18 protein-coding genes and 2 pseudogenes are annotated in these 20,260 nt (G+C 36.5%); 14 read left to right on the top strand and 6 right to left on the bottom strand.

What is annotated here, in order from left to right:
* The first annotated feature begins 76 nt into the window (after window positions 1-76).
* The 6 genes and pseudogenes from ACIQAA_RS29210 to ACIQAA_RS29185 all read left to right on the top strand — a co-directional run.
* The gene (locus tag ACIQAA_RS29210; protein ID WP_402626622.1) at window positions 77-487 is read left to right on the top strand and encodes a hypothetical protein; all 411 of its coding nucleotides are present in this window, start codon (window positions 77-79) and stop codon (window positions 485-487) included.
* Window positions 488-907: 420 nt separating this feature from the next.
* Window positions 908-2,317 (top strand): spore germination protein, encoded by a 1,410-nt coding sequence (locus ACIQAA_RS29205; RefSeq protein WP_402626620.1) that lies wholly within the window; start codon window positions 908-910, stop codon window positions 2,315-2,317.
* A gap of 6 nt (window positions 2,318-2,323) precedes the next feature.
* Window positions 2,324-3,508, top strand: coding sequence for a Ger(x)C family spore germination protein (locus tag ACIQAA_RS29200; protein ID WP_402626618.1), 1,185 nt, complete (start codon window positions 2,324-2,326; stop codon window positions 3,506-3,508).
* A gap of 4 nt (window positions 3,509-3,512) precedes the next feature.
* Window positions 3,513-4,598: a GerAB/ArcD/ProY family transporter gene (locus tag ACIQAA_RS29195; RefSeq protein WP_402626616.1), complete on the top strand. Its 1,086-nt coding sequence runs from the start codon at window positions 3,513-3,515 to the stop codon at window positions 4,596-4,598.
* On the top strand, window positions 4,598-4,807 hold the full coding sequence (locus ACIQAA_RS29190; RefSeq protein WP_402626614.1) for a hypothetical protein: 210 nt from the start codon (window positions 4,598-4,600) through the stop codon (window positions 4,805-4,807). Before ACIQAA_RS29195 ends, ACIQAA_RS29190 begins: the two co-directional genes overlap by 1 nt.
* Before the next feature lie 427 nt (window positions 4,808-5,234).
* Window positions 5,235-5,540: pseudogene (locus ACIQAA_RS29185) on the top strand (SRPBCC domain-containing protein); the annotation flags it as partial.
* 249 nt (window positions 5,541-5,789) lie between these two features.
* Here ACIQAA_RS29185 and blaI read toward each other — a convergent pair.
* Window positions 5,790-6,170 (bottom strand): penicillinase repressor BlaI, encoded by a 381-nt coding sequence (gene blaI / locus ACIQAA_RS29180; RefSeq protein WP_252202846.1) that lies wholly within the window; start codon window positions 6,168-6,170, stop codon window positions 5,790-5,792.
* On the bottom strand, window positions 6,151-7,962 hold the full coding sequence (locus ACIQAA_RS29175; protein ID WP_402626706.1) for a BlaR1 family beta-lactam sensor/signal transducer: 1,812 nt from the start codon (window positions 7,960-7,962) through the stop codon (window positions 6,151-6,153). The genes blaI and ACIQAA_RS29175 overlap by 20 nt, the downstream gene beginning before the upstream one ends.
* A 324-nt stretch (window positions 7,963-8,286) precedes the next feature.
* Here ACIQAA_RS29175 and bla point away from each other — a divergent pair, with 324 nt between their 5' ends.
* Window positions 8,287-9,219: a class A beta-lactamase gene (gene bla / locus ACIQAA_RS29170; RefSeq protein ID WP_402626612.1), complete on the top strand. Its 933-nt coding sequence runs from the start codon at window positions 8,287-8,289 to the stop codon at window positions 9,217-9,219.
* A 573-nt stretch (window positions 9,220-9,792) separates the two neighbouring features.
* On the top strand, window positions 9,793-10,902 hold the full coding sequence (locus ACIQAA_RS29165; protein ID WP_402626610.1) for a glycosyl hydrolase family 18 protein: 1,110 nt from the start codon (window positions 9,793-9,795) through the stop codon (window positions 10,900-10,902).
* A gap of 95 nt (window positions 10,903-10,997) precedes the next feature.
* On the opposite strand, the gene ACIQAA_RS29160 is transcribed toward ACIQAA_RS29165, so the two are convergent.
* The gene (locus tag ACIQAA_RS29160; RefSeq protein ID WP_402626608.1) at window positions 10,998-12,374 is read right to left on the bottom strand and encodes an aminotransferase-like domain-containing protein; all 1,377 of its coding nucleotides are present in this window, start codon (window positions 12,372-12,374) and stop codon (window positions 10,998-11,000) included.
* Window positions 12,375-12,538: 164 nt separating this feature from the next.
* Here ACIQAA_RS29160 and ACIQAA_RS29155 point away from each other — a divergent pair, with 164 nt between their 5' ends.
* Both ACIQAA_RS29155 and ACIQAA_RS29150 read left to right on the top strand, forming a co-directional pair.
* Entirely contained in the window at window positions 12,539-13,441 is a 903-nt protein-coding gene (locus ACIQAA_RS29155) for a DMT family transporter (RefSeq protein ID WP_402626606.1), read from the top strand.
* Between the two features lie 183 nt (window positions 13,442-13,624).
* Entirely contained in the window at window positions 13,625-14,230 is a 606-nt protein-coding gene (locus ACIQAA_RS29150) for an FMN-binding negative transcriptional regulator (protein WP_402626604.1), read from the top strand.
* Window positions 14,231-14,607: 377 nt separating this feature from the next.
* On the opposite strand, the gene ACIQAA_RS29145 is transcribed toward ACIQAA_RS29150, so the two are convergent.
* Window positions 14,608-15,288: a hypothetical protein gene (locus tag ACIQAA_RS29145; protein WP_402626602.1), complete on the bottom strand. Its 681-nt coding sequence runs from the start codon at window positions 15,286-15,288 to the stop codon at window positions 14,608-14,610.
* Window positions 15,289-16,026: 738 nt separating this feature from the next.
* Between ACIQAA_RS29145 and ACIQAA_RS29140 the strand changes: the two genes are divergently transcribed.
* Window positions 16,027-16,167: a DUF4926 domain-containing protein gene (locus ACIQAA_RS29140; RefSeq protein ID WP_402626600.1), complete on the top strand. Its 141-nt coding sequence runs from the start codon at window positions 16,027-16,029 to the stop codon at window positions 16,165-16,167.
* Between the two features lie 298 nt (window positions 16,168-16,465).
* Window positions 16,466-16,624, top strand: a pseudogene (locus ACIQAA_RS29135) (excalibur calcium-binding domain-containing protein); the annotation flags it as partial.
* A gap of 325 nt (window positions 16,625-16,949) precedes the next feature.
* Here the strand turns inward: ACIQAA_RS29135 and ACIQAA_RS29130 are convergent.
* The gene (locus ACIQAA_RS29130; RefSeq protein WP_402626598.1) at window positions 16,950-17,195 is read right to left on the bottom strand and encodes a hypothetical protein; all 246 of its coding nucleotides are present in this window, start codon (window positions 17,193-17,195) and stop codon (window positions 16,950-16,952) included.
* Between the two features lie 307 nt (window positions 17,196-17,502).
* A complete protein-coding gene (locus tag ACIQAA_RS29125; RefSeq protein WP_402626596.1) occupies window positions 17,503-18,048 on the bottom strand; it encodes a helix-turn-helix domain-containing protein in 546 nt (181 codons plus the stop codon).
* 144 nt (window positions 18,049-18,192) lie between these two features.
* Here ACIQAA_RS29125 and ACIQAA_RS29120 point away from each other — a divergent pair, with 144 nt between their 5' ends.
* Window positions 18,193-19,536 carry a D-serine ammonia-lyase gene (locus ACIQAA_RS29120; protein WP_402626594.1) on the top strand — a complete coding sequence of 448 codons (1,344 nt, stop codon included), beginning with the start codon at window positions 18,193-18,195 and terminating at the stop codon, window positions 19,534-19,536.
* A 146-nt stretch (window positions 19,537-19,682) separates the two neighbouring features.
* Complete coding sequence (locus tag ACIQAA_RS29115) at window positions 19,683-20,102, top strand: hypothetical protein (RefSeq protein ID WP_402626592.1); 420 nt, start codon at window positions 19,683-19,685, stop codon at window positions 20,100-20,102.
* Window positions 20,103-20,260 lie beyond the last annotated feature (158 nt).

Raw genomic sequence — 20,260 nt, 5'->3', positions numbered from 1 at the left:
AAGGTGCAGTTTAGTTTAATAAAGAAGAACAAATTGGGAAGATTAAGGGATAAATATAAATATGGGGTGAATATTAATGGTTAAACAATACTTAATATTATTAGGATTTTTATTATTCACTTTTACACCTTTACAAACTGTTGAAGCAGAAAATGTTTCAAAATTTGAACCAGAATTATATATGACAACAGAGGACATTATTTCAGATATTGTATTTCCAACCATAGATAAGAAGGTTCTAAAAGAATATAATAATAATTCGACAGATTGGCAATGGACAAGAATTGTTGGTATTGATTATAACGATAATCATTCTTATGATGTTGCAGTAAGGATTAGAGTAAATCCCAAAAATGACAGAGGAGATAACTATAAAGAGGACTTGGTTAAAATAAGGATATCTCCATCATGTGACAGTATTAAAATTAATAAAAAGAAATACAACCATGATTTTAAGATAGAAGTATTAGAATATAAACATTTGTAAGGTACTTGTTAAAGTAGCGGGTGAAAGAGTTCAGGATATAGCTGCCATATTCTTGGTGGCTTTTTCTTGTTGAGCTAACGAAGCAGGTTAGCGAAACAAATCTCTTTCTTGAAGAATTAGGAACAAAAGACTTAATGCAGGGAGAGATTATTAAAAATAAAGAATGATAATTTATAAAAAAGTTTGATAAAAATTCTTGCTTTTTGCAAGATTTTTTAAAAAAGAGGGATTTAAATGGGGATTTTTTCTTAATACTTATGTGTTTTTTATCGTTATTACATTTGTATTATATAAAAAAAAGAAAAGTCTAGATTAGACTGCATTTATGATAAGTTTTTATTGGTGGGATTTCTTAACAAAATTTGGGAAGAATAAATCAAGCGGAAGTATCTAAAAAAAACAGACCGGAGGGTGTAGCTTATGGATTTATTTGATCGGTATTTACTGAAGCCATTGCAACAACAACCAGATTTCAAATATCACCATTTCTACATCGGCCCCGACATCCCGGTTGCTTGCTCTTATCTGGACACACTCATTGATAAGAAGCAGATTCAACAGTTCATTCTGATTCCACTTTTGGAAATTCGCCTCAATATAGGAGAAACACCACAGGAAAAAAAGTTGCCGTGGATTCTTGACAGTCTTTCAGGGGTACCTTACTCCGTAGAATCGGATCCCGGAAAATGGGCGTCTCTACTTACGGAAGGCAAGTGTATTCTCCTCATGCAAAACGACGAGCAAGGATATGTGTTCGATGTTTCCAAGTTTCAACATCGAGGTATCACAGAGCCTAAGTCAGAGAAGACTGTCCGCGGCCCGGCAGAAGCCTTTACGGAGGATGTCATGACCAATGTGGCACTCATACGTAGCAGGATCAAAAATCCACTGCTTATGTTCGAATCCTATGATATTGGGCAAACGACGAGGACAAAGGTCTTGATGGCCTATTTAAAGGGGAAGGCATCCGAGGAGAGAATACAAACGTTTAGGGAACGGTTGAACAACATTCACACCGACGCCATATTTGAAAGTGCGAACATTGAAGAATGGATTGAACATAAAGAAATCACTCCTTTTCCAAGAGTGCTCAATACGGAGCGCCCTGACGTGGTTAGCTCTCACTTGACGGAAGGGAGAATTGTAATTATTACCGATGGCACTCCGCATTGTCTAATCGTTCCGGTCACGTTTTTTCAATTTTTCACCAGCGCGGAGGATTATTATCAAAGGGCGATGTATTCTACATTTTTAAGATGGTTGCGATTTTTAGGCTTCTTATTGTCGATTTACACACCGAGTATATATATTGCCCTGACTAATTACAGACCGGAGTTGATTCCAACCACATTGCTATTCAATCTGGCAGCACAAAGGGAAGGTGTTCCATTTCCTGCGTTTGTTGAAGCGTTCATTATGCTCCTTATGTTTGAAATACTGCGGGAAGCAGGGGTTCGAATGCCAAGCGCAACCGGTTCGGCAATTTCCATTGTCGGAGCCGTCGTACTTGGCCAAGCAGCAGTCGAGGCGGGGCTGGTTTCTGCAGCAATGGTCATTATTGTCGGAGTCACAGCGATTTCCAATTTCATCAGTCCCTCGTTTAGCTTTGGCATGGCGCAAAGGATTCTACAGTTTGTTTTTATGATATTGGCAATAAGCTTGGCGCTTTTTGGCATATTATGCGGTACGATCCTGTTGGTCGTGCACTTGGCATCTCTCAAAACAATTGGGGAGCCATACCTCTCTCCTGTCGCTCCACACCAGACAGGCCGATTGAGAGATGCGCTTGTCCGTGTACCTTGGTACAAAATGAAAAAGCCAGGAAGGTAAGATGTTATGACCCCATTTTTACGAACAGCAATTCCAATCTTGTTCCTTAGCCTAATGTTACAAGGTTGCGGAGACTATCGGGAAATTAATGATCTGGCCATCGTGGATATGGTCGGCGTCGATGTGGACGAGGACGGAAACTATTTGGGCTACTACCAAGTCGTCAATCCAAACGGTATTGCCAGTACGAAAACCGGGGGGAGCCGTTCCCCGATTTATACATATGTATTTAAGGGAAAGTCCTGGGCTGAATTTACAAGCAAGGCGACTCAAACCGTACCAAGAGAGATATTCGTTAGTCATTATCAAGCTTATATTGTGTCGAAACGTCTAGCTGCAAATGGATTGGGTGATCTATTGAATTTTTTGGAGAGCGATCCGAGTCGTCGCATGGCGACTGCCCTTTTTGTCACGAAAGATTCTGTGGGGGATATTATGAATACCTATGTTCCGCTCGAATCAAATGTAGGGAAAGACCTCCGAAACATTCAGCAACTGCAAGTTGACTTCACAGGAAAAGACGTTGGTGAATCAAAGATTAATACATTACTCGAAAACTTCGAAAGCTTAAAGCTCACTTTCGTTTCCAATATTATGTTATCAAGTAAAAAACCGATTACCACTACTAAACGTTATGAATCCATTGAAGGGAATACAGGAAACTTCACCTATACAGGCGTATCCATTATCAGGAAAGGTCAGTTCATTGGTGAACTGAAGGCCGAACAAGTAGTTCCACTTTACTTCATGTTGGGTAAAAGCAAAACTCTGCACCAACATATCGAGTTAAGCAGTGAAGAATTTGCCGATCTGCAAATGTTGTCCAAACCAAAGATTAAAAGACGGTTCACCCTTATAGATGGAGAGCCGACACTTCATCTTACTATCAAACCAAAGTTAAAATTGCTGAACATTCATCAGAATAAGCGTTTGGATTCCCAAACGTTGCGTCGATTGGAAAAGAGGTTTAACGAAGAAATGACGGATCAAGTTACGGACTTACTGAAGCTTGCCAAAAAGGAAAAATGGGACTTATTGGGACTTGAGGAACGGATCTCACATACAACTGGGAGGGGTTGGACTGAGTTAAAAGCAAATCCTGACAGTTGGATGAGAACGAAGGTTACTCTTGACATTAAATCATCAATAGTTAAAACAGGAGTATTAGTAACTCCCTATGAAGGAGGATAGTGTAATGGAAGATGCAACATTATCCAAAAGACAGTTTCTTTCGATCGTCATATTTACGACAATCAGCACCGCATTTTATTTACTCCCCCCCGTTCTTATCGCCGATGCAAAACAATATGCATGGCTTGTTCCTATATGGACAGGGTTCGCGGGTATTGGCATTTCGTTCCTTTGGGTTTATTTGGCCAACCAATTTCCCAAAGCAAACTTGATTCAAATTAGCAATCATGTATTGGGGCGAGTCGCCGGTATGGTTGTGAGTATATTACTTGTTTTCCAGATGATCCTTATTTGTTCGTGGGTGGTTAACAATTTAGACGATTTTATGACGACGACTTTGCTACCGAATACGAACGATTGGGTATTCGGTGCTTGCTTTTTGGTTATTGCGGTATACAGCACAGTAAAAGGAATCGAGACACTTGCCCGCACAACGGAGTTTTTTGCTCCGCTTCTTATACTAATTTTTTTCCTGTTCTTTTCAATCTCCATTAACGTTTGGGACTGGTCACGCTTTGCGCCCGTTCTGGAGATAGACTGGGAAGGAGTATTTTATAAATCAAGCTTTATGATTGCGTTTCCATATATGGATGCATTTACTTTCATCATGATCTTTCCTTATGTAAAGGAAAACCCCGGTCTCGTTTACCTGAAAGGAGCGCTGCTCGGCGTCCTATTTTTATCGGCGGTCACATTTCTTATCATTGGAACACTTGGGGTATCTCGCGCTTCGCACATTGCGTATCCTTTATTTACGTTATCCCAGGAATTGGAGCTCACTCAATTCCTGGAACACATAGAAGGGGGTTTCTCGATTTTTTGGCTTATTCTTGTGTTTATCAAACTTATGTTTACTTTCTATTGTGCGGTAACAGGTATTGCGCAGACATTCAACATCCAACATCGAGGTTTGATTTCTGCCCCACTCGCAATCATGATATTAGGGTTCGCCCAAAGTATGCATCAGAACATCATTGAGAATGTCGAGTGGATGAAAAAGTATTTGTTGCCGCAGGTATCGTTTGTTAATGTGGTGATTCCGACTCTGCTCATTGTTGTTCATTTTATAAACAAGAGGAGAAGAACATAATGTGGCCATTTGTCCTCAGCATATTAATCACGATTGCTCTTTTTGTCTACTTTGTTAACAAGCAAAGGCCAATTAAGGAATGGATTCTGTATTCTGTTATATCGCTGGTGGGGATCATGCAATTTTTTCTACTAATTATTGAAAAACCGATTCAGTTGCCCGCCATAATGGCAGAAGTGATTGATAGATTATATCGGAATGTTTGGTAAGAGCTACAATCAAAAATTATACCAGTAGGGGTCCTGACGGTAAAACGCGGATTTAATAGTATTTACGGATATTGAATATGCTTGAAAAGAAAAAAGGTGTTCCTTAGTTGGAACAGCCTTTCCCAATTACAAGAAGTTTGTGAAATATTGTACCTAAACTATCGGGTAGCTTATGTTTAACAAAGGGTTGCTGCGGCGGCTCTTTTTCTTGTTCCACTAACGGATCAGGTTAGTGGAAGAATGTCATTAGCTCTTATTTAACAATCGTTCCAGATTGTTGAATAAGGGGTTGTTCCTAGAAAGAATGTTTGAAATAATTGTAAGTGAATTATTATATAAATATTTACATATTTAAATTCAAGGGCTTGTAATCATAGTGATATAGGTTTCAACAAGTCAAAGTCAAATTCATTTTGGAGGGATGGACATGAACCAAAACAACGCAACAAAAAAAATCGCAACGCAAGTAGGTGAACGCGAGATTGTGATCACCCGCGTATTTGATGCTCCACGCGATCTTGTGTTTGATGCTTGGACGAAAGAGGAACACCTGTCGAAGTGGTGGGGACCTCGAGGTTTTACGACGACTTTTCAGAAGTTTGATATGAAACCGGGCGGTACATGGCAGTTTATCATGCACGGTCCTGATGGCGTTGATTATCCCAACACCAACGTCTTTTTCGAGGTCGTTAAACCCGAGCGAATCGTCATCAAACATGCTGTGTTTCCCCATCCAGCTATACTGTTCCACGTCATCATAAACTCGGGGATGGCTTTTAATGGTTGGATCATTTGAACTACTGGATAAACTTTTTAACTCCTTTCGTGTGTAGCTCTACACTTGTTTTTTAGTTTATGACTAACGGGCGTAGTATTTACAGAGAAGAAAGCGATAATTACATGAGAAATCTGTCCCCCGCTATTTTGATTTCGACCGAAAAAAGCGATTTGAAAAAATTCCAAATCGACTTTTTTAATATTATTACTTTTTAGGTTTCTTATTTAAAATAAAGCGTAGTTCATTGATATCATCATCAGATAGGGTATCTTCCTGAATGAATTGGACAAGCATGGATTTCAGGGTACCTCCATAGATACGGTTGATAAATGATTCGGTCTCGGCACGCTGGCACTCTTCCTGTGTATAGAGCGGGTAAAAGGTGTAAACTCTTAGATTTTTATTGACACCTACTACATCTTTTTGAACTAATCGATCGAGAAGAGTGCGTATGGTTTTCGGCTTCCAATCGGTACTCTCCTGTAAGGAAAATATGATGTCATTCGCTGTTTGAGGGGCTTTATCCCAAAGCACGTTCATGATTTCCCATTCTGATTCTGATATACTAGGAATGTTTTTCTCCATATTTCTCCCCTCCATTTTCTTTATAGATTCCTAAATCTTTTAAAATTGATAAAGTAATTTCTCCCGCCTTGCTTCCAGATGAATCATCTTCATTTTGTATATTGGTGGCAAAGAAATAAGTATTGTTCTTGGTCTCTACATACCCGATAAACCAACCATTGATGTTTTTTCCATTCACTGCTCCTGTACCTGTTTTTCCTGATAGGCGAGCTTCTTCATTCTTTTCTAAGAGTAGTGCTTCCTTCACAGCTTGGATATGCATTTCCTTATATCCCAATTGATTGTAATAAAAGGCTTGCAGCAGTTGGACTTGCTCGACTGGAGAAATTTTTAATGAGGATTCGAGCCAGAATTCACCAAATTCCCCAGATACATCGGAATTTCCATAGTTTATCTCTTGTAGATTGGATTGTATTGTTTCAAATCCTGTTCTACGATCTAATTCTTGAAAATACCAGTTTACAGATTTTTGTAAAGCAGATGAGACATCCTGATCCATATTCCAAGCGTCATAGGGTTGCTCCGTCCCATCCCATGAAAGGGTGGATTCTTCGGGTGATATCACATTTGATTCTAGTGCAAATAAGGCACTATAGATTTTGTATGTGGAATCAGGTGATACCCGCAACGTACTTTTCTCTTCATTATAAATGTGATATTGCTGTGCATTATGATCATATAAAACAAAGCTTCCTTCAAACCCTTTAAAGAATTGATGTAAATCCTCATAAACTGCTCCGTCATTATTAAAATAGTATCGGTCGTTTTCCGTCGCAAATGCGGAAACGAAAGGTAATTGGATTGTCAAAATGATACTGGCAAACACATAAATAAAGACGCTTTTTCTTATTGATTTTTTTGCGGAATGCTTATAGTCAGAAATTTGTTCAATTCGTTTTTTGATTTGAAGCTTCGAACCGTTTAATTGTGTCACTAACTGTAGCTTACTTGACCGTTTTGAAAGATCCAAAAAATTAATGATTGTATTTCCATATTCACTAAATGAATTATCATCAAGTAACTGTAAAACAGATGTATCACATGCGATTTCCCGATCCAATCTCATTTCTCTAAAAGCAAGCCAGACAAGGGGATTAAACCAATAAATGATTTGATAGAACAATATCACGTAATTTGTCAGCAAATCCTTGTTTTTATAGTGATTCAGTTCATGAAGAAAGATATACTCGTAATTTTTCAAGCTAAGCCAGTTTTCATGCTGAGAAGGTAAGACGATATATGTTTGAAAAAGTCCGAATATCATTGGAGATTGGACTCTTTTCGAAATAACAATCTTGATTGATTTTTTAATCTGTAGTCTTTTCTTGCATTCTTCGAAAAGCACGAGAACTTCTTGATTGGAAAACGCAGAAGAATAATTCTTTATCCTTCTAAGTGTGAGCCATCCACGAACCATAGTAAAGGTAAATAAAAGCATCCCTGACATCCATAAACCCATCACTCCCATATTAAGTAAGGCCAGGTCCGCCCGATTGACCGATACAGACAAGTCTTGTATTAGGTGTAGGCCCTGCATCATATCAGTTCCAGTTATTTCTATATTAGAGCTGGGTGCATTAGTCTGATATGTATCCCCACCGCTAAAGAGAGAACTAAAATTATATAAATCAGTAGGTATGAATGGAAGTGCTAAAGCCATAAAAAGAAACATCCACAAATGATAGTACCATTTTGCTGTTAATTGTCTTCCAAACCATTTTCGTATAAGTAGAATAACAGTAACGGAAAATGAAGACACCAATAGACCTATTATAAAATGAGTTAAAAACATGTCCTTCAATACCAACTCTCTTGATTTTTAAATTTTAAAAAACAGGTATATAGCATATTTATAGTGGCTTGATGGTAAAAAAATAAAGAATTGACTTTACTTGATTACATATGTAATACTATACTACAGATGTAATAAGACTACAAATGTAATCCGTTAAAACTCCTTGCATGAGGCTGTTTTTTCAATTCGTACATAAGAGTCTAATCAAATAATTAGGAGGTCTACATCATGAACAAAAGATAGGGTGCAAGAGTTAAAAGATCCGGCTGCTATCCCAGGAGAATACATAATAAATATTTTTTAGAAAGAGGTTGAATTTTAATGAAATCATTGAGCAACATTTTTAGTACTTCCACATTCAGAAAAATTGTGCCTGTACTATTTCTTTCATGTGCAACACTTGTAGGTTGTTCAAACAATAACGTTCATGCTGAATTAACTAAACCCAAAAAACAAGAAACTGCCACTAATCATGATTTTGCTAAGCTTGAAGAAAAATTTGATGCTAAACTTGGTGTCTTTGCGTTGGATACTGGTACAAACCAAACAGTAACCTATCATCCAGATGAGCGTTTTGCTTATGCCTCTACTCATAAGGCTCTAGCTGTAGGAGCACTTTTACAACAGAAATCAATAGAAGACCTTAATCAAAGAATTACCTATACACCTGAGGATCTTGTTAATTATAATCCGATTACAGAAAAGCATGTTGATACGGGGATGACTCTTAAGGAGCTTTCTGATGCTTCTCTTCGATACAGTGACAATACTGCTGGAAACCTTATCCTTAAACAACTGGGGGGACCGACTGGATTTAAAAAAGCACTGGAGGAAATTGGAGATAATGTTACCAACCCTGAGCGATTTGAGCCAGATTTAAATGAAGTTAATCCTGGTGAAACTCATGATACGAGTACACCAAGAGCACTTGCTACTAGTCTTCAGGCTTTTACATTGGGAGATACACTTCCAACTGAGAAACGTGAACTTTTAATAGATTGGATGAAGAGAAATACTACTGGAGATGCGTTAATTCGTGCTGGAGTGCCGAAAGGTTGGGTAGTGGCTGATAAGACTGGAGCAGGATCATATGGTACGCGAAATGACATTGCGATCATTTGGCCATCAAAAGGAGACCCTATTGTTCTTGCTGTACTTTCGAGTCGTGATAAAAAAGATGCTGATTATAACGACGAGCTTATTGCTGAGGCAACAGAAGAAGTAATTAAGGCCCTTAAAGTCAAAAATAAATAGAAAATGATTGTACTAAAAAAGGTTACGTTAAGTAGCCTTTTTTAGTAGATTAATTCCTATAACGATTGTTATGGTGACCCTTCTTCAACTCCCATGAAATAACGAAAGTCTTTCATTATCTGTGGTGCTATGAAGTGCAGCATGGTTGGCTAACAGGGCAGTTCCTGGCTTCAACATTCAATTTTTTATGGACAGCTAACGATGAGTGACTTTTAAGATGAAAGTCGCTTTTTTTATTCCATAAGAAAGATTGTGAAATAATGTACTTAAACTATAAGGTGCTTTAATTGAATAAATATTATAAAAACAACGCTCAGGGATTTTCGTTCTGAGCGTTTTTTTATGCCAATTTTAATGTTATTTATAATGTTAATTCGGTTGCTAATTCTGTTTCGATTTTGCCTTCTAAATGCGTTTTGTACTTCAAAACCGAACTACTTAAATTAACTTGTGGTGGTCTTTTTCCCGAGATCCTTTACGGGGGAAAGTCAATTCGTGAATAAGTTGCAACTTTTCTAATCAACCTAAGAAATATACAAACTTAAGAAATATACAATTTGAAGAAGGTGTATTATGGCGAAAAATTGTTATCGGTCATTCACCATCATTGCTTTAAGCATGGCATTATTACTAATGTCATCCTGTAGTCAGTTACAAAGAAAAGAGGAATACAATAAGGATAATAAAACTTCTCGTGAAGTTTTAGGTTTCTACACAGAAAAGGAAGGAACATATCCAGGGTCTCAACCTACAGTTAACTCGCATTTCAACAGTTTAAGCATCATTGCACCCTTTTGGTATAAGCTTGATGATAAACGTCCAGGCAGTCTTATAGATTCCGTTACAGCAGATCATAAGAGAAAGGTTATTCAGAGTGCTCATAAAAAACACCTGAAGGTATATATGGTTGTACATAATCTCTTCTATGAAACCGTCGAGAAGGGCAAGCTGGTAGCGAGTAATGTACTCGATAACGATAACAACCGCAATGTTTTCATTCAGAACTTACGCAATGAAATGAATCAGTTTAACTATGATGGTATTAATATTGACATGGAAAATTTGTATTTGACTGACCGAGATTCCTTTAGTCAGCTGATAAAAAAATTGTCTGATGCTCTGCATTGTGATGGAAAAGTAGTTACGGTTTCAGTCCCGGCAAACACAGGTGATTCCCGTGCTAATCCCTGGTCACCGTGGTTTGATTACGAAAAACTTGGTCTATATTCAGATGGGTTAATGATTATGACATACGATGAACACAACCCAAGAACAAAACCCGGGTCAACAGCATCAGTCAATTGGACAGAAGCAACTATTCGTTATGCATTGAAACATGAAGTACCACCATCAAAAATTTTACTTGGTATCGCTGGTTATGGATGGGACTGGGATACAACGGCAGGCAAAGCCATGTATAGCTCCTATGAAGAGTTAATGGGTCGGAAAACAAAATATAAAGCTAAAGTTCTATGGGACTCCCGTTCGCAAACACCTCATTTCAGTTACGTAGATGAAGAACATCATAGCCACCAGGCTTGGTTTGAGAATAGCCATAGTCTGCGGTTTAAGCTAAACCTTGTAGAAAAATATAACTTACGGGGAATCGGGATTTGGCGGCTCGGTTTGGAAGACCCAATGTACTGGACGACTATACCCGAGAAAATAAAAGTAAAAAAGTAATGGAATGGGTTCTGGTTACCTTGGCAATTAAGGTTAATACGAAAAGAGTCATAAGGGCAAGAAAACTCTTATGACATGGGTATATGTTCTATCACCTAAACCTGGAAAAAGTTATTTGGAGTAATATGATTTTTTCTACTATCAATTAAAGCAATACAGTGAGCCAATCGCTCTACCCCTAGTTTAATTTGACTCTCATTCACTTGAGAGATACTTAATCGAAGGAGATTTTCCTTTTTATATTCTGGTAAAAACATTCTAGAGGCATCATCAACATGAATATGCTGCTCGTTTAGCATATGAACTACCTGTTTTGCTGTCACATTCTCGGGCAACCTGATGGATAGATAGAAACCTGAAGTCGGTTTTGAAAAATAAGTATTAGCAGGCAGCAGTAATTCGCATGATTCTTGAAGGATTTTCATTTTAGTACGGTATACCTCTTTTATTTTTTTTAGATGGCTATTAAACATCCCACTTTTCAAATAAATTTCAAGAGCACCTTGAGAAAGAGCTGAACTATTAAAATCAGAACTGAATTTATAACGTAAAAACTTGTTAATCATTAAAGAAGGTAGAACGACAGTAGCAATCCTTAACCCTGGGAGAAAAATTTTCGAAAAGCTTTTAATATAAATCACTCTCCCAGAAGGATCAAAAGAAAATAAAGGATCTGATTTTGCATTTGGATCAAGGTCTCCTAAAAAATCATCTCCCACTATATACACATCGTATTTTTCAGCTAACTCAACGATTTTTTTCTTTTCACTATTCGTGTAAGAATGTCCAAGAGGATTGTGGAATCTCGGGATAATGTAGAAAAATTTTATATCATTATTACGAAAAATGTATTCCAGACGATCGAAATCAATCCCTTCCATCGTTAACTCAATTCCAAAAGTAGTAGCTTGGTGCAGATTGATGGACTCAATAAATCCGAAATAAGTAGGTTGTTCAATAAGAATATTGTTTTTGCCATTTGGAAATGGCATAGAAATTAATAAATTAAGGGCTTGCTGCGAACCAGATACAACGACTACTCTTTCAGGTTGAGTGAACACCTGTAAATTCTCCAAATATTTCACTAACTGTACTCGTAATGAGTAAAGCCCTTGTTGATCAGAGTATGTAAAAAGCTCTTCTTTATATTGTTCAATTGCTTGATTCATACAATGTTGAAATTCAAGATAAGGCATAACGTTTTTATCTGGACCAGCAGACAAGAAATCAATGACCTCATTTTCATTCGTTGTATTTTGAAATTCATTTACAACAAAGTAACCACTTTTAGGAACAGAATAAATTAAATGCTCCTTTTCTAGTTCCTCGTATGCCTTAATAACTGTATTTTTGCTACATGAAAAATGCTCAGATAGCTGACGAACAGAAGGGAGTTTACTACCTGCACGGAGTGATCCATCTCCTAGCCGAAGCTTAATTTCTTCCATTATACTAATATATTTTGAGCTCAAATCTCGAACCTCCTTTTAACTGAACCAGGACAGAAGGGTAAAAAAATAGTTTATTTTTATTGAGTGTACCCGTTATTATTTTGATTATATCAGAACTATTTTTTAATAAAAGTAGAAAATGGTACAGATATGATACAAAGTAAAAAAGATAGGGGTCGGATAAAATGCAGAGAGAAACCAGAGAGAAATTTGGATTATTGTCGGGACTAGTAGGTGTCATTTGTTTTAGCTTAACGCTCCCTTCTACAAGTATTGCAGTAGAGTATTTTGGGACTACGGTCGTCGGTTTAGGAAGAACAGTTGTTGCCGCTATTTTAGTTGCTGTTGTATTGATTGTTCGAAAAGAAAAACTACCTTCTCCACGCCAATTCATAAGTTTAATTATTGTTGCTGTTGGTGCAGTTTTAGGATTCCCTCTCCTCACTTCTTGGGCAATGGAATCCTTGCCTGTTTCTCATGGAGCTGTGGAATTAGCACTGTTGCCATTAGCCACCACAGGATTTGCAATGTTTAGAGCTGGTGAAGTCCCTTCACTCAAATTCTGTATTTCAAGTATAATCGGCTCTTTTGCTGTTATTGTGTATGCCCTTCATCTAGGCTTCGGTCAGTTACAATTTGCCGATTTAGCTTTATTAGCAGCAGTGATTATACTTGGACTTAGTTACGCAGAAGGAGGGAAATTAGCGAAAGAAATAGGTAGCTGGCAGGTAATTGCTTGGGCGATTATGATCGGTGCCCCATTTTTCATTATTCCAGTTGGGCTAAACCTTACGACTGAAATGCTCCATGCTCCTTTACAAGCTTGGGTTAGTTTTATTTATCTTGCGGTAGTTAGTCAATTTCTAGCATATGTTGCTTGGTATAGCGGAATGTCTATGGGCGGAATAGCAAGAGTTAGTCAAATTCAATACTTACAACCATTTTTGATGATTCTATTTGCAACAGTATTTCTAGATGAATCCATAACCCTTTTCACTCTTGTAATAGCAGTGATTGTTGTCTTTTCAGTAATATTAGGCAAAAATGCTCCCGTATCAAAAAAAGGTTCTGTTTCCGTGAAAAACTAACTTTTCATGTTCAATTGACATAGCTAAATAATTAAATATGAAAAGGAATAAATCTTATGGTATATAGCTAATGGTATGACAGAATTGTATTAGATGAAGAAGCATTAATGACTAGAAAAACGGTTATCTTATGGGGAAATTATAAATTGAATATAAGAAAAGATTCTGGGAGGAGAAAATAACATGTATATTCCTACACATTTTAAAATTAAAGACGAAACACTTGCCTTCGACATTATGAGGGAACATAGTTTTGCGACTCTTTTTTCTCAACATAATGGATTGCCTTTTGCGACTCATTTACCGTTAATATTGAACAAGGATAATTCATACTTATATGGACATTTTGCTCGTCCCAATCCTCAGTGGAAAGATATAAAAAACCAAACCATCTTAGCTATTTTTCATGGTCCGCATTGTTATATATCTCCATCTTGGTATGAGACGAATGAAGCAGTACCAACATGGAATTATGTGACCGTTCATGTTTACGGAGAAGTAGAACTAATAGAGGATGAACATGAGTTAATGGACTCCTTACATGATATGGTATTGAAGTACGAAGCTCCAGACAGTTCATACAGTTTACAAGATGTAGATGATGAGTTTCTCGCTGGTATGAACAAAGGAGTTCAAGGATTCAAAATAAAGATCAACAAAATAGAAGGGAAAGCAAAGTTAAGTCAAAACCACCCATTGCAGAGACAAGAGCTAATTGTTAATCAACTGGAGCAGATTTCAAATACAGATGAGCAACAGATTTCATTATTAATGAAGGCAAAACTATAAAAATATCGATGAATGTTACTTTAATAACTTGAGTTTTGATCCCAAAAAGGATTAACACTCTTTTTGCTTGATTTTTAATGTAAACACTTCTCTGTAAAAACCCTAGAAAGATTGTGAAGAAATATACTTAAACTAAAGGGTGCAAGAGTTAAAGATTGAGATCGCTGCAGCGGTATTTTTTCTTGTTGTACTTACTGGCAGGTTAGTTTTAAGAAAGAAGAGTCTATGGAGGTAGTGAATACCACCTATATTTAAAACTTAGGATATTCTTACAAAAAAAAATGAATGATGGGGTACTATCAAGCGTTTTCTTGACAGTGTCCCCTCATTCAACCACTCTGCGAATCGCTGTGCGTGAGGATCTTAAAAACTTAATATTAGTTCGTTTTAGAGTAATTTCGTAAAAACTTTTCCATTGTGGATAAGAGATCAGATAGATCACTTTCAGCATCTTTAGCAGCGATTTTTTGCGAAGTTATCTTTGTTCTGCTTTTGGTCTTATTTTTTTTATTTTTACTGTCATCGTTTGATTTTACAACTTCTTGACGTGACTGTTGTTTTTCGGATTCAGCCATTTTTGATTGGTTACTTGATTGGTTTCCAGCTTTGTCACTAGCTTGGTTATCAGATTTTTCTTTTTCAGCCTTTTCAATTTTTACCCCATAACTCATATTTTTAATGTGGAACATGGAAACGTGAACGATTTCCTGATTATTGATCAAAACAACAAAATCTTTATTTACCTCAGTGATTACACCCTCTACCTTCTCAGGACCGCCACGATTAATTTTTACCCATTTTAATTTCAATGACTCAAACAGGTCTTGGAAATTACCCGCCTTTTTAAATTCGGAATCGTTAGGAACTTCAATGTTGGATTTCATCTCGCCCTTTACATTATCAGTTAAACTTTTAATATGTTTAGTGTTGTAGTAAACGACCCCTTCATCTTCCGTGAGAAGGGCGATATGATCGTCACTTGCATCCATTAACTTCCCAATTCTGGATTCTGGTCCGCCTCGATCAACCCTGATTACTTTACCTATTAAATATTTCATGATGTCTCCCCTTTAAATTAAATATATATATTTACACCTTATCTATATGTATCACAGGATGATGTTGTCCTAATAAAATAGCCTGTTTATTTTTTAAACTAAGAGAAAAATAGGCCATTAAAACCAAATGATACCAGACAAAAATAGCTTTAATTATCCATGTAGTAGCCCACCACACGGGTCATGTATATGGTCCTGGGGGATGGTGGTGTTTCCAGGAGGGGAATCCATATATAAGGATTGTGAAAAAATGCACTTAAACTCCCATGAAAATAAAAACTGAAAAATGGCATGAAAAATAGACCCAGAAAAACCAGTTTTTAAAAAAGGCAGAGCCTCTTGAAGGATCGTATATAAGATTGGCTGATAAATCGCTTGTGAAACCTTTCTACTTAAAATGAAATCAGTTAAAGCTGGCGCAACAACCAGAAAAAGGATTAATCTCCCATGAGTACTACCCATAAAGGGCGCGACAGTCGGTGGTACACCGTGGTCGTTGGAGTCAGACTAACGGATGGGCTCAAAGGCACCATAGTTCAAAGACCTTCTTCGCCAGCATTAAAACAGTATAGACGGTCTTAGCCATTTTCATTCTCTGTGGTGCAGCGCTGATTTTGCGCTGCATGAATGGCTAACGGGTGCGATAGTGGAAGAACGAGGATTGCTGCGGCGATCCTTTTTGTTATTGAGCTAACGGGCAGGATAATTTAACAAGGTTAATTGGGAAATGGTGAATATATGAAACAATATGATGGCGTAAGGATAATTAAAAATGATCCCAATAATGAGTTTACTAAAGGACAAGTAGGCACTATCCTAGAGGTTTATGAGGATAACAATTATGAAGTAGAGATTTCACATAAAGGTGGAATAATATAGAAAACATTAGGACTATATTCACAAAATAAGTTACACTAATAATAATCAAATTAAAACATAAGACGAGAAATGTAACATGATGAAAAAAACTTTAATATTAACTTCTGCACTAACACTATCTATAATTGCTGGTTGTGGCAATCAAGACGAAGGAACGATGCCTGAGGCTAAAGAAACAGCTAGTTCGGAATCTAAAGTTGAAGATAAAAAAGCAGAAACTAAAGAAAAGGCAGAAGCTGAAGCCAAAGCGAAAGAAGAAGCTGAGGCTAAAGCAAAGGCTGAAGCTAAAGTACAAGCGGAGGCTGAAGCAAGTTCGACTACTTCTAGTGGAGGGTCAGAGTTCTTTGCCAACTGTACTGATTTAAGAAAGGTATATCCAAATGGCGTACCAGCTGATCATCCAGCATATCAATCTAAAATGGACAGAGATAAAGATAATTATGCTTGTGAGAATTAGTAGACTTATGAGGTAATTTATTTGTTTTAATCAGCTCCTCTCAAATAAATAAGAAGGGCTTATTTTTGTAAGGATATAACTTCTTCAACTATCGAAGCAGGTTAGTTAAACTAGAGAATAATTTTTGGATACATGATATTGAGAAAAGAGCCTTGATTTTTTCTTTATTTAAAATATAGTATAAGGGTGTTTACCCAATCACATTAGGTAATAGTAACATATCCTTTATTGTATTTTTATATTTATAGAGGAGGAATTACCTTGACTAATGATTATCAATTTACGCCATCCCTCCCAGCAGTCGGTCAACAAGATATAATTAATGTTAATGACCAGAGATTTGGATTCGGAAGCCCAGTATTTGGATTTGGCTACCCTTATTACCCATACCCACCATACCCTTATTATCCACCATACCTTTATTATCTACCATACCCATACCCTTACTATCCATATCCACCATACCCATATCCTTATTAATAAAAGAAAAGATTTGTCCTTCGTCAACCTCTGGGTTAAAACAAATAATAATAATTAAGTATACAAAAAAAAAGTATAAAGGAGTGGGCACAATCCCCATCTCCTTTTATTCTTCGGTTTAGTGTTTTATTCCAGTGTGGCAATAAAATACTAATAAAACTATTTCTAGAAGCCAACAAAAATAAGGGGAGTCATTGTTTGTGAAGAACTGTACTTAAAGTAACGGGTGCTTGAGTTTAGCAAAGAGTCGTAGCTGCGGCTCTTTTTCTTGTTCCACTAACGGGTCAGGTTAATACAAGAAGAAATCAATTTTGTGGTAATTCATTACAAAGAAAAGGATTGACTATTTGCTAATAGTCAATCCTTTTTCAAGTTTTAAATCCATATAAATACTTTTATTAAAAAATAGGAGGAGTTACCGAAAATAATATATTTGTTTCCTCAATAAATGGATTTTTCCATTTGTGTTTTAAGTTTGTTGGGATTTTTACACTGTCACCAGTATCCAGAGTATATTCCTCGTCATTTAAATAAATTTTTACTTTACCAGTTAAAACATAAGCAATTTCTTCCCCTTTATGACCCAAAAGTTTTTCTGATGATTGGGTATTAGGAGGTAGATTCATAATGACACTCGCCAAGTTACCGTTAAAATCAGGGGATAAAAGTTCATATGTTAAATTATCCACTACCATTTTTTTTCTGTTTTTATTTCGTACAACAAGACTCTTTGTGTTCGTTTCTTCCATGAAAAACATAAACATTGGTATATCAAGGTTTTTAGCTAATAACTTAAGAGTTTGTAAAGATGGATTCACTGTTCCTTTTTCTATCTGGCTCAACATAGATGGTGTTATATCAGTAAGCTTTGCTAATTCTCTACTAGTTAATCCTTTTCCTTTGCGGTAATCAGCAATTTTTCTTCCAATTTCATTTTCTTCCATTAATTCGTGCTCCTTATAATTAATTTTAAATAAATATATTAAATTAAACTTAACAAAAACAATGTGCAATGTTAATATTAATTTTGAATTAATTTATTAAGTATATTTTAATTGAAGTATCGAAATTGATAGGAGGTTAATCTTATGACAAAACTTGATGTGAATAAGTTGATAGTCCATTACCCATTGCTTCAGAAACTTATGTCGTTAGAAGAAGTTTTCTGGTCCAATCCAAAAATAGAACAATTTCCTTTAGGAATCAAAAAAGTCCCATTAACAAAAGAGGATGTTAAAGATGCAGAAGACCGATTAAACCGTTTTTCACCCTATATATCCAGAGTTTTTCCTGAGACTAAGGGGACAAATGGTATTATAGAATCACCGTTAGTAGAAATTCCTTCAATGAAGAAGAACCTAGAAATAAATTATCATACGACAATACCAGGTAACCTTCTTTTAAAATGTGACAATGATCTACCCATCTCTGGTTCTATTAAGGCAAGAGGAGGGATTTATGAAGTTCTAAAACACGCAGAATCACTAGCAATCCAACATCAGTTATTAACCATAGACGATGATTATTCCATTTTAGATAGTGAGAAATTCCGAAGTTTTTTTTCTAAATACTCTATTGTTGTAGGTTCTACTGGAAATCTGGGGTTAAGCATAGGTATAATCAGTGCGAAGTTGGGTTTTAAGGTGACTGTTCATATGTCAGCAGATGCAAAACAATGGAAGAAAGATTTACTTAGAAGTAAAAATGTGAATGTAGTTGAACATGAAGATGATTATAGTAAGGCAGTGGAGGAAGGAAGAAAGCAGGCAGGTACTGACCCTACTTGTCATTTTGTAGATGATGAAAATTCAAGGGATTTATTCCTTGGTTATTCTGTTGCAGCATCTCGATTAAGCAAACAGTTAAATGAATTGGGTATTACTGTAGATGAAGAACACCCTTTATTTGTTTACTTGCCATGTGGCGTTGGAGGAGGTCCAGGAGGTGTAACCTTTGGATTAAAATTAATGTTTCAAGATAATGTTCATTGTTTCTTTGGAGAGCCTACTCAGTCAGCTTGTATTTTATTAGGTTTAATGACTGGTCTTCATGATCAAATCTCAGTACAAGATATAGGAATTAATAATAAAACTGATGCAGACGGACTTGCGGTAGGAAGAGCATCTAAATTTGTTGGGAAAGTAATGGAACCTATTTTAAGCGGCAGTTACACTGTTAATGACGAGCATTTATATAAACTCCTTAAACAATTGTCCGATACTGAGGAAATTCAACTCGAACCTTCTGCCCTAGCAGGAATGATCGGTCCTATAAAGTTACTACATGAGGGAACTGCTTACTTAAACAGGAACAATCTTACTGAAAATTTAAGTCTGGGAACACATATTATATGGGCAACTGGCGGAAGTATGGTTCCAAAAGAAATTAAAGTTGATTATTATCAGAAGGGCATAGAGGCTTCTTTAAAATAGATACTGCAGCAAAATATTACTAAGTTCTAATTTTCATTAGGGATTTTTTCCAATAGTGAAGTATTCCTAAATTAAGAGAAAGAAAAAGGTTAGTTTGCGAGAAGAATACACTTAAACAAAAGGGGCTTTCCTGGGAGAGCTTTTTCTTGTGTCACTATAGGGGCAGCATTCCTTATGGAGGGGCTGAAGACTCTAAATGGATTCTTTCTAATGGAATTAAAATTCTTAATATAGTAAAGCCGGGTAGAACTTTTAATCCTACTCGTACAAAAGAAAGGGTAGCATTGATAAAACAATATTGGGGTCGTATCCCAGAAGCACCTAAAGGGTTAAGGGAAATTAGAAATAAACTTGAGCATTATGACGAGTACATAGAAGAATGGTTTTCGTCTACCGAAGGTGATTTTGCCTATAAGTTAGAGACAATAGGTATGATATATAGATACGATCCATCAAATGGTGGCGTTGTTTATTACTTAGAAAACTATGTTGTCATAAAAGATGTAATTGATTGGGTTAAACAGATGGGGCAACTGGTTATTAATTCGGATTATACATTATCTTAAAAGGATTTTACACGTCTTTTCACGTTATTCAACTAATGAAGCAGTTTAGCATTCCTGTAGATTGTTAAATATCAGGTTTGAAAAAAATAAAGCCCCTCAGTAAGATATGAGTAAGATACCACTCTAACTCAGAATCTTAAGGAGGAAGCCCTACTATG

Source organism: Neobacillus sp. NPDC093182 (genome assembly GCF_044754045.1).
Note: the sequence above shows the minus strand (reverse complement) of the source record. Positions and strands in the feature narration are given on the sequence as shown.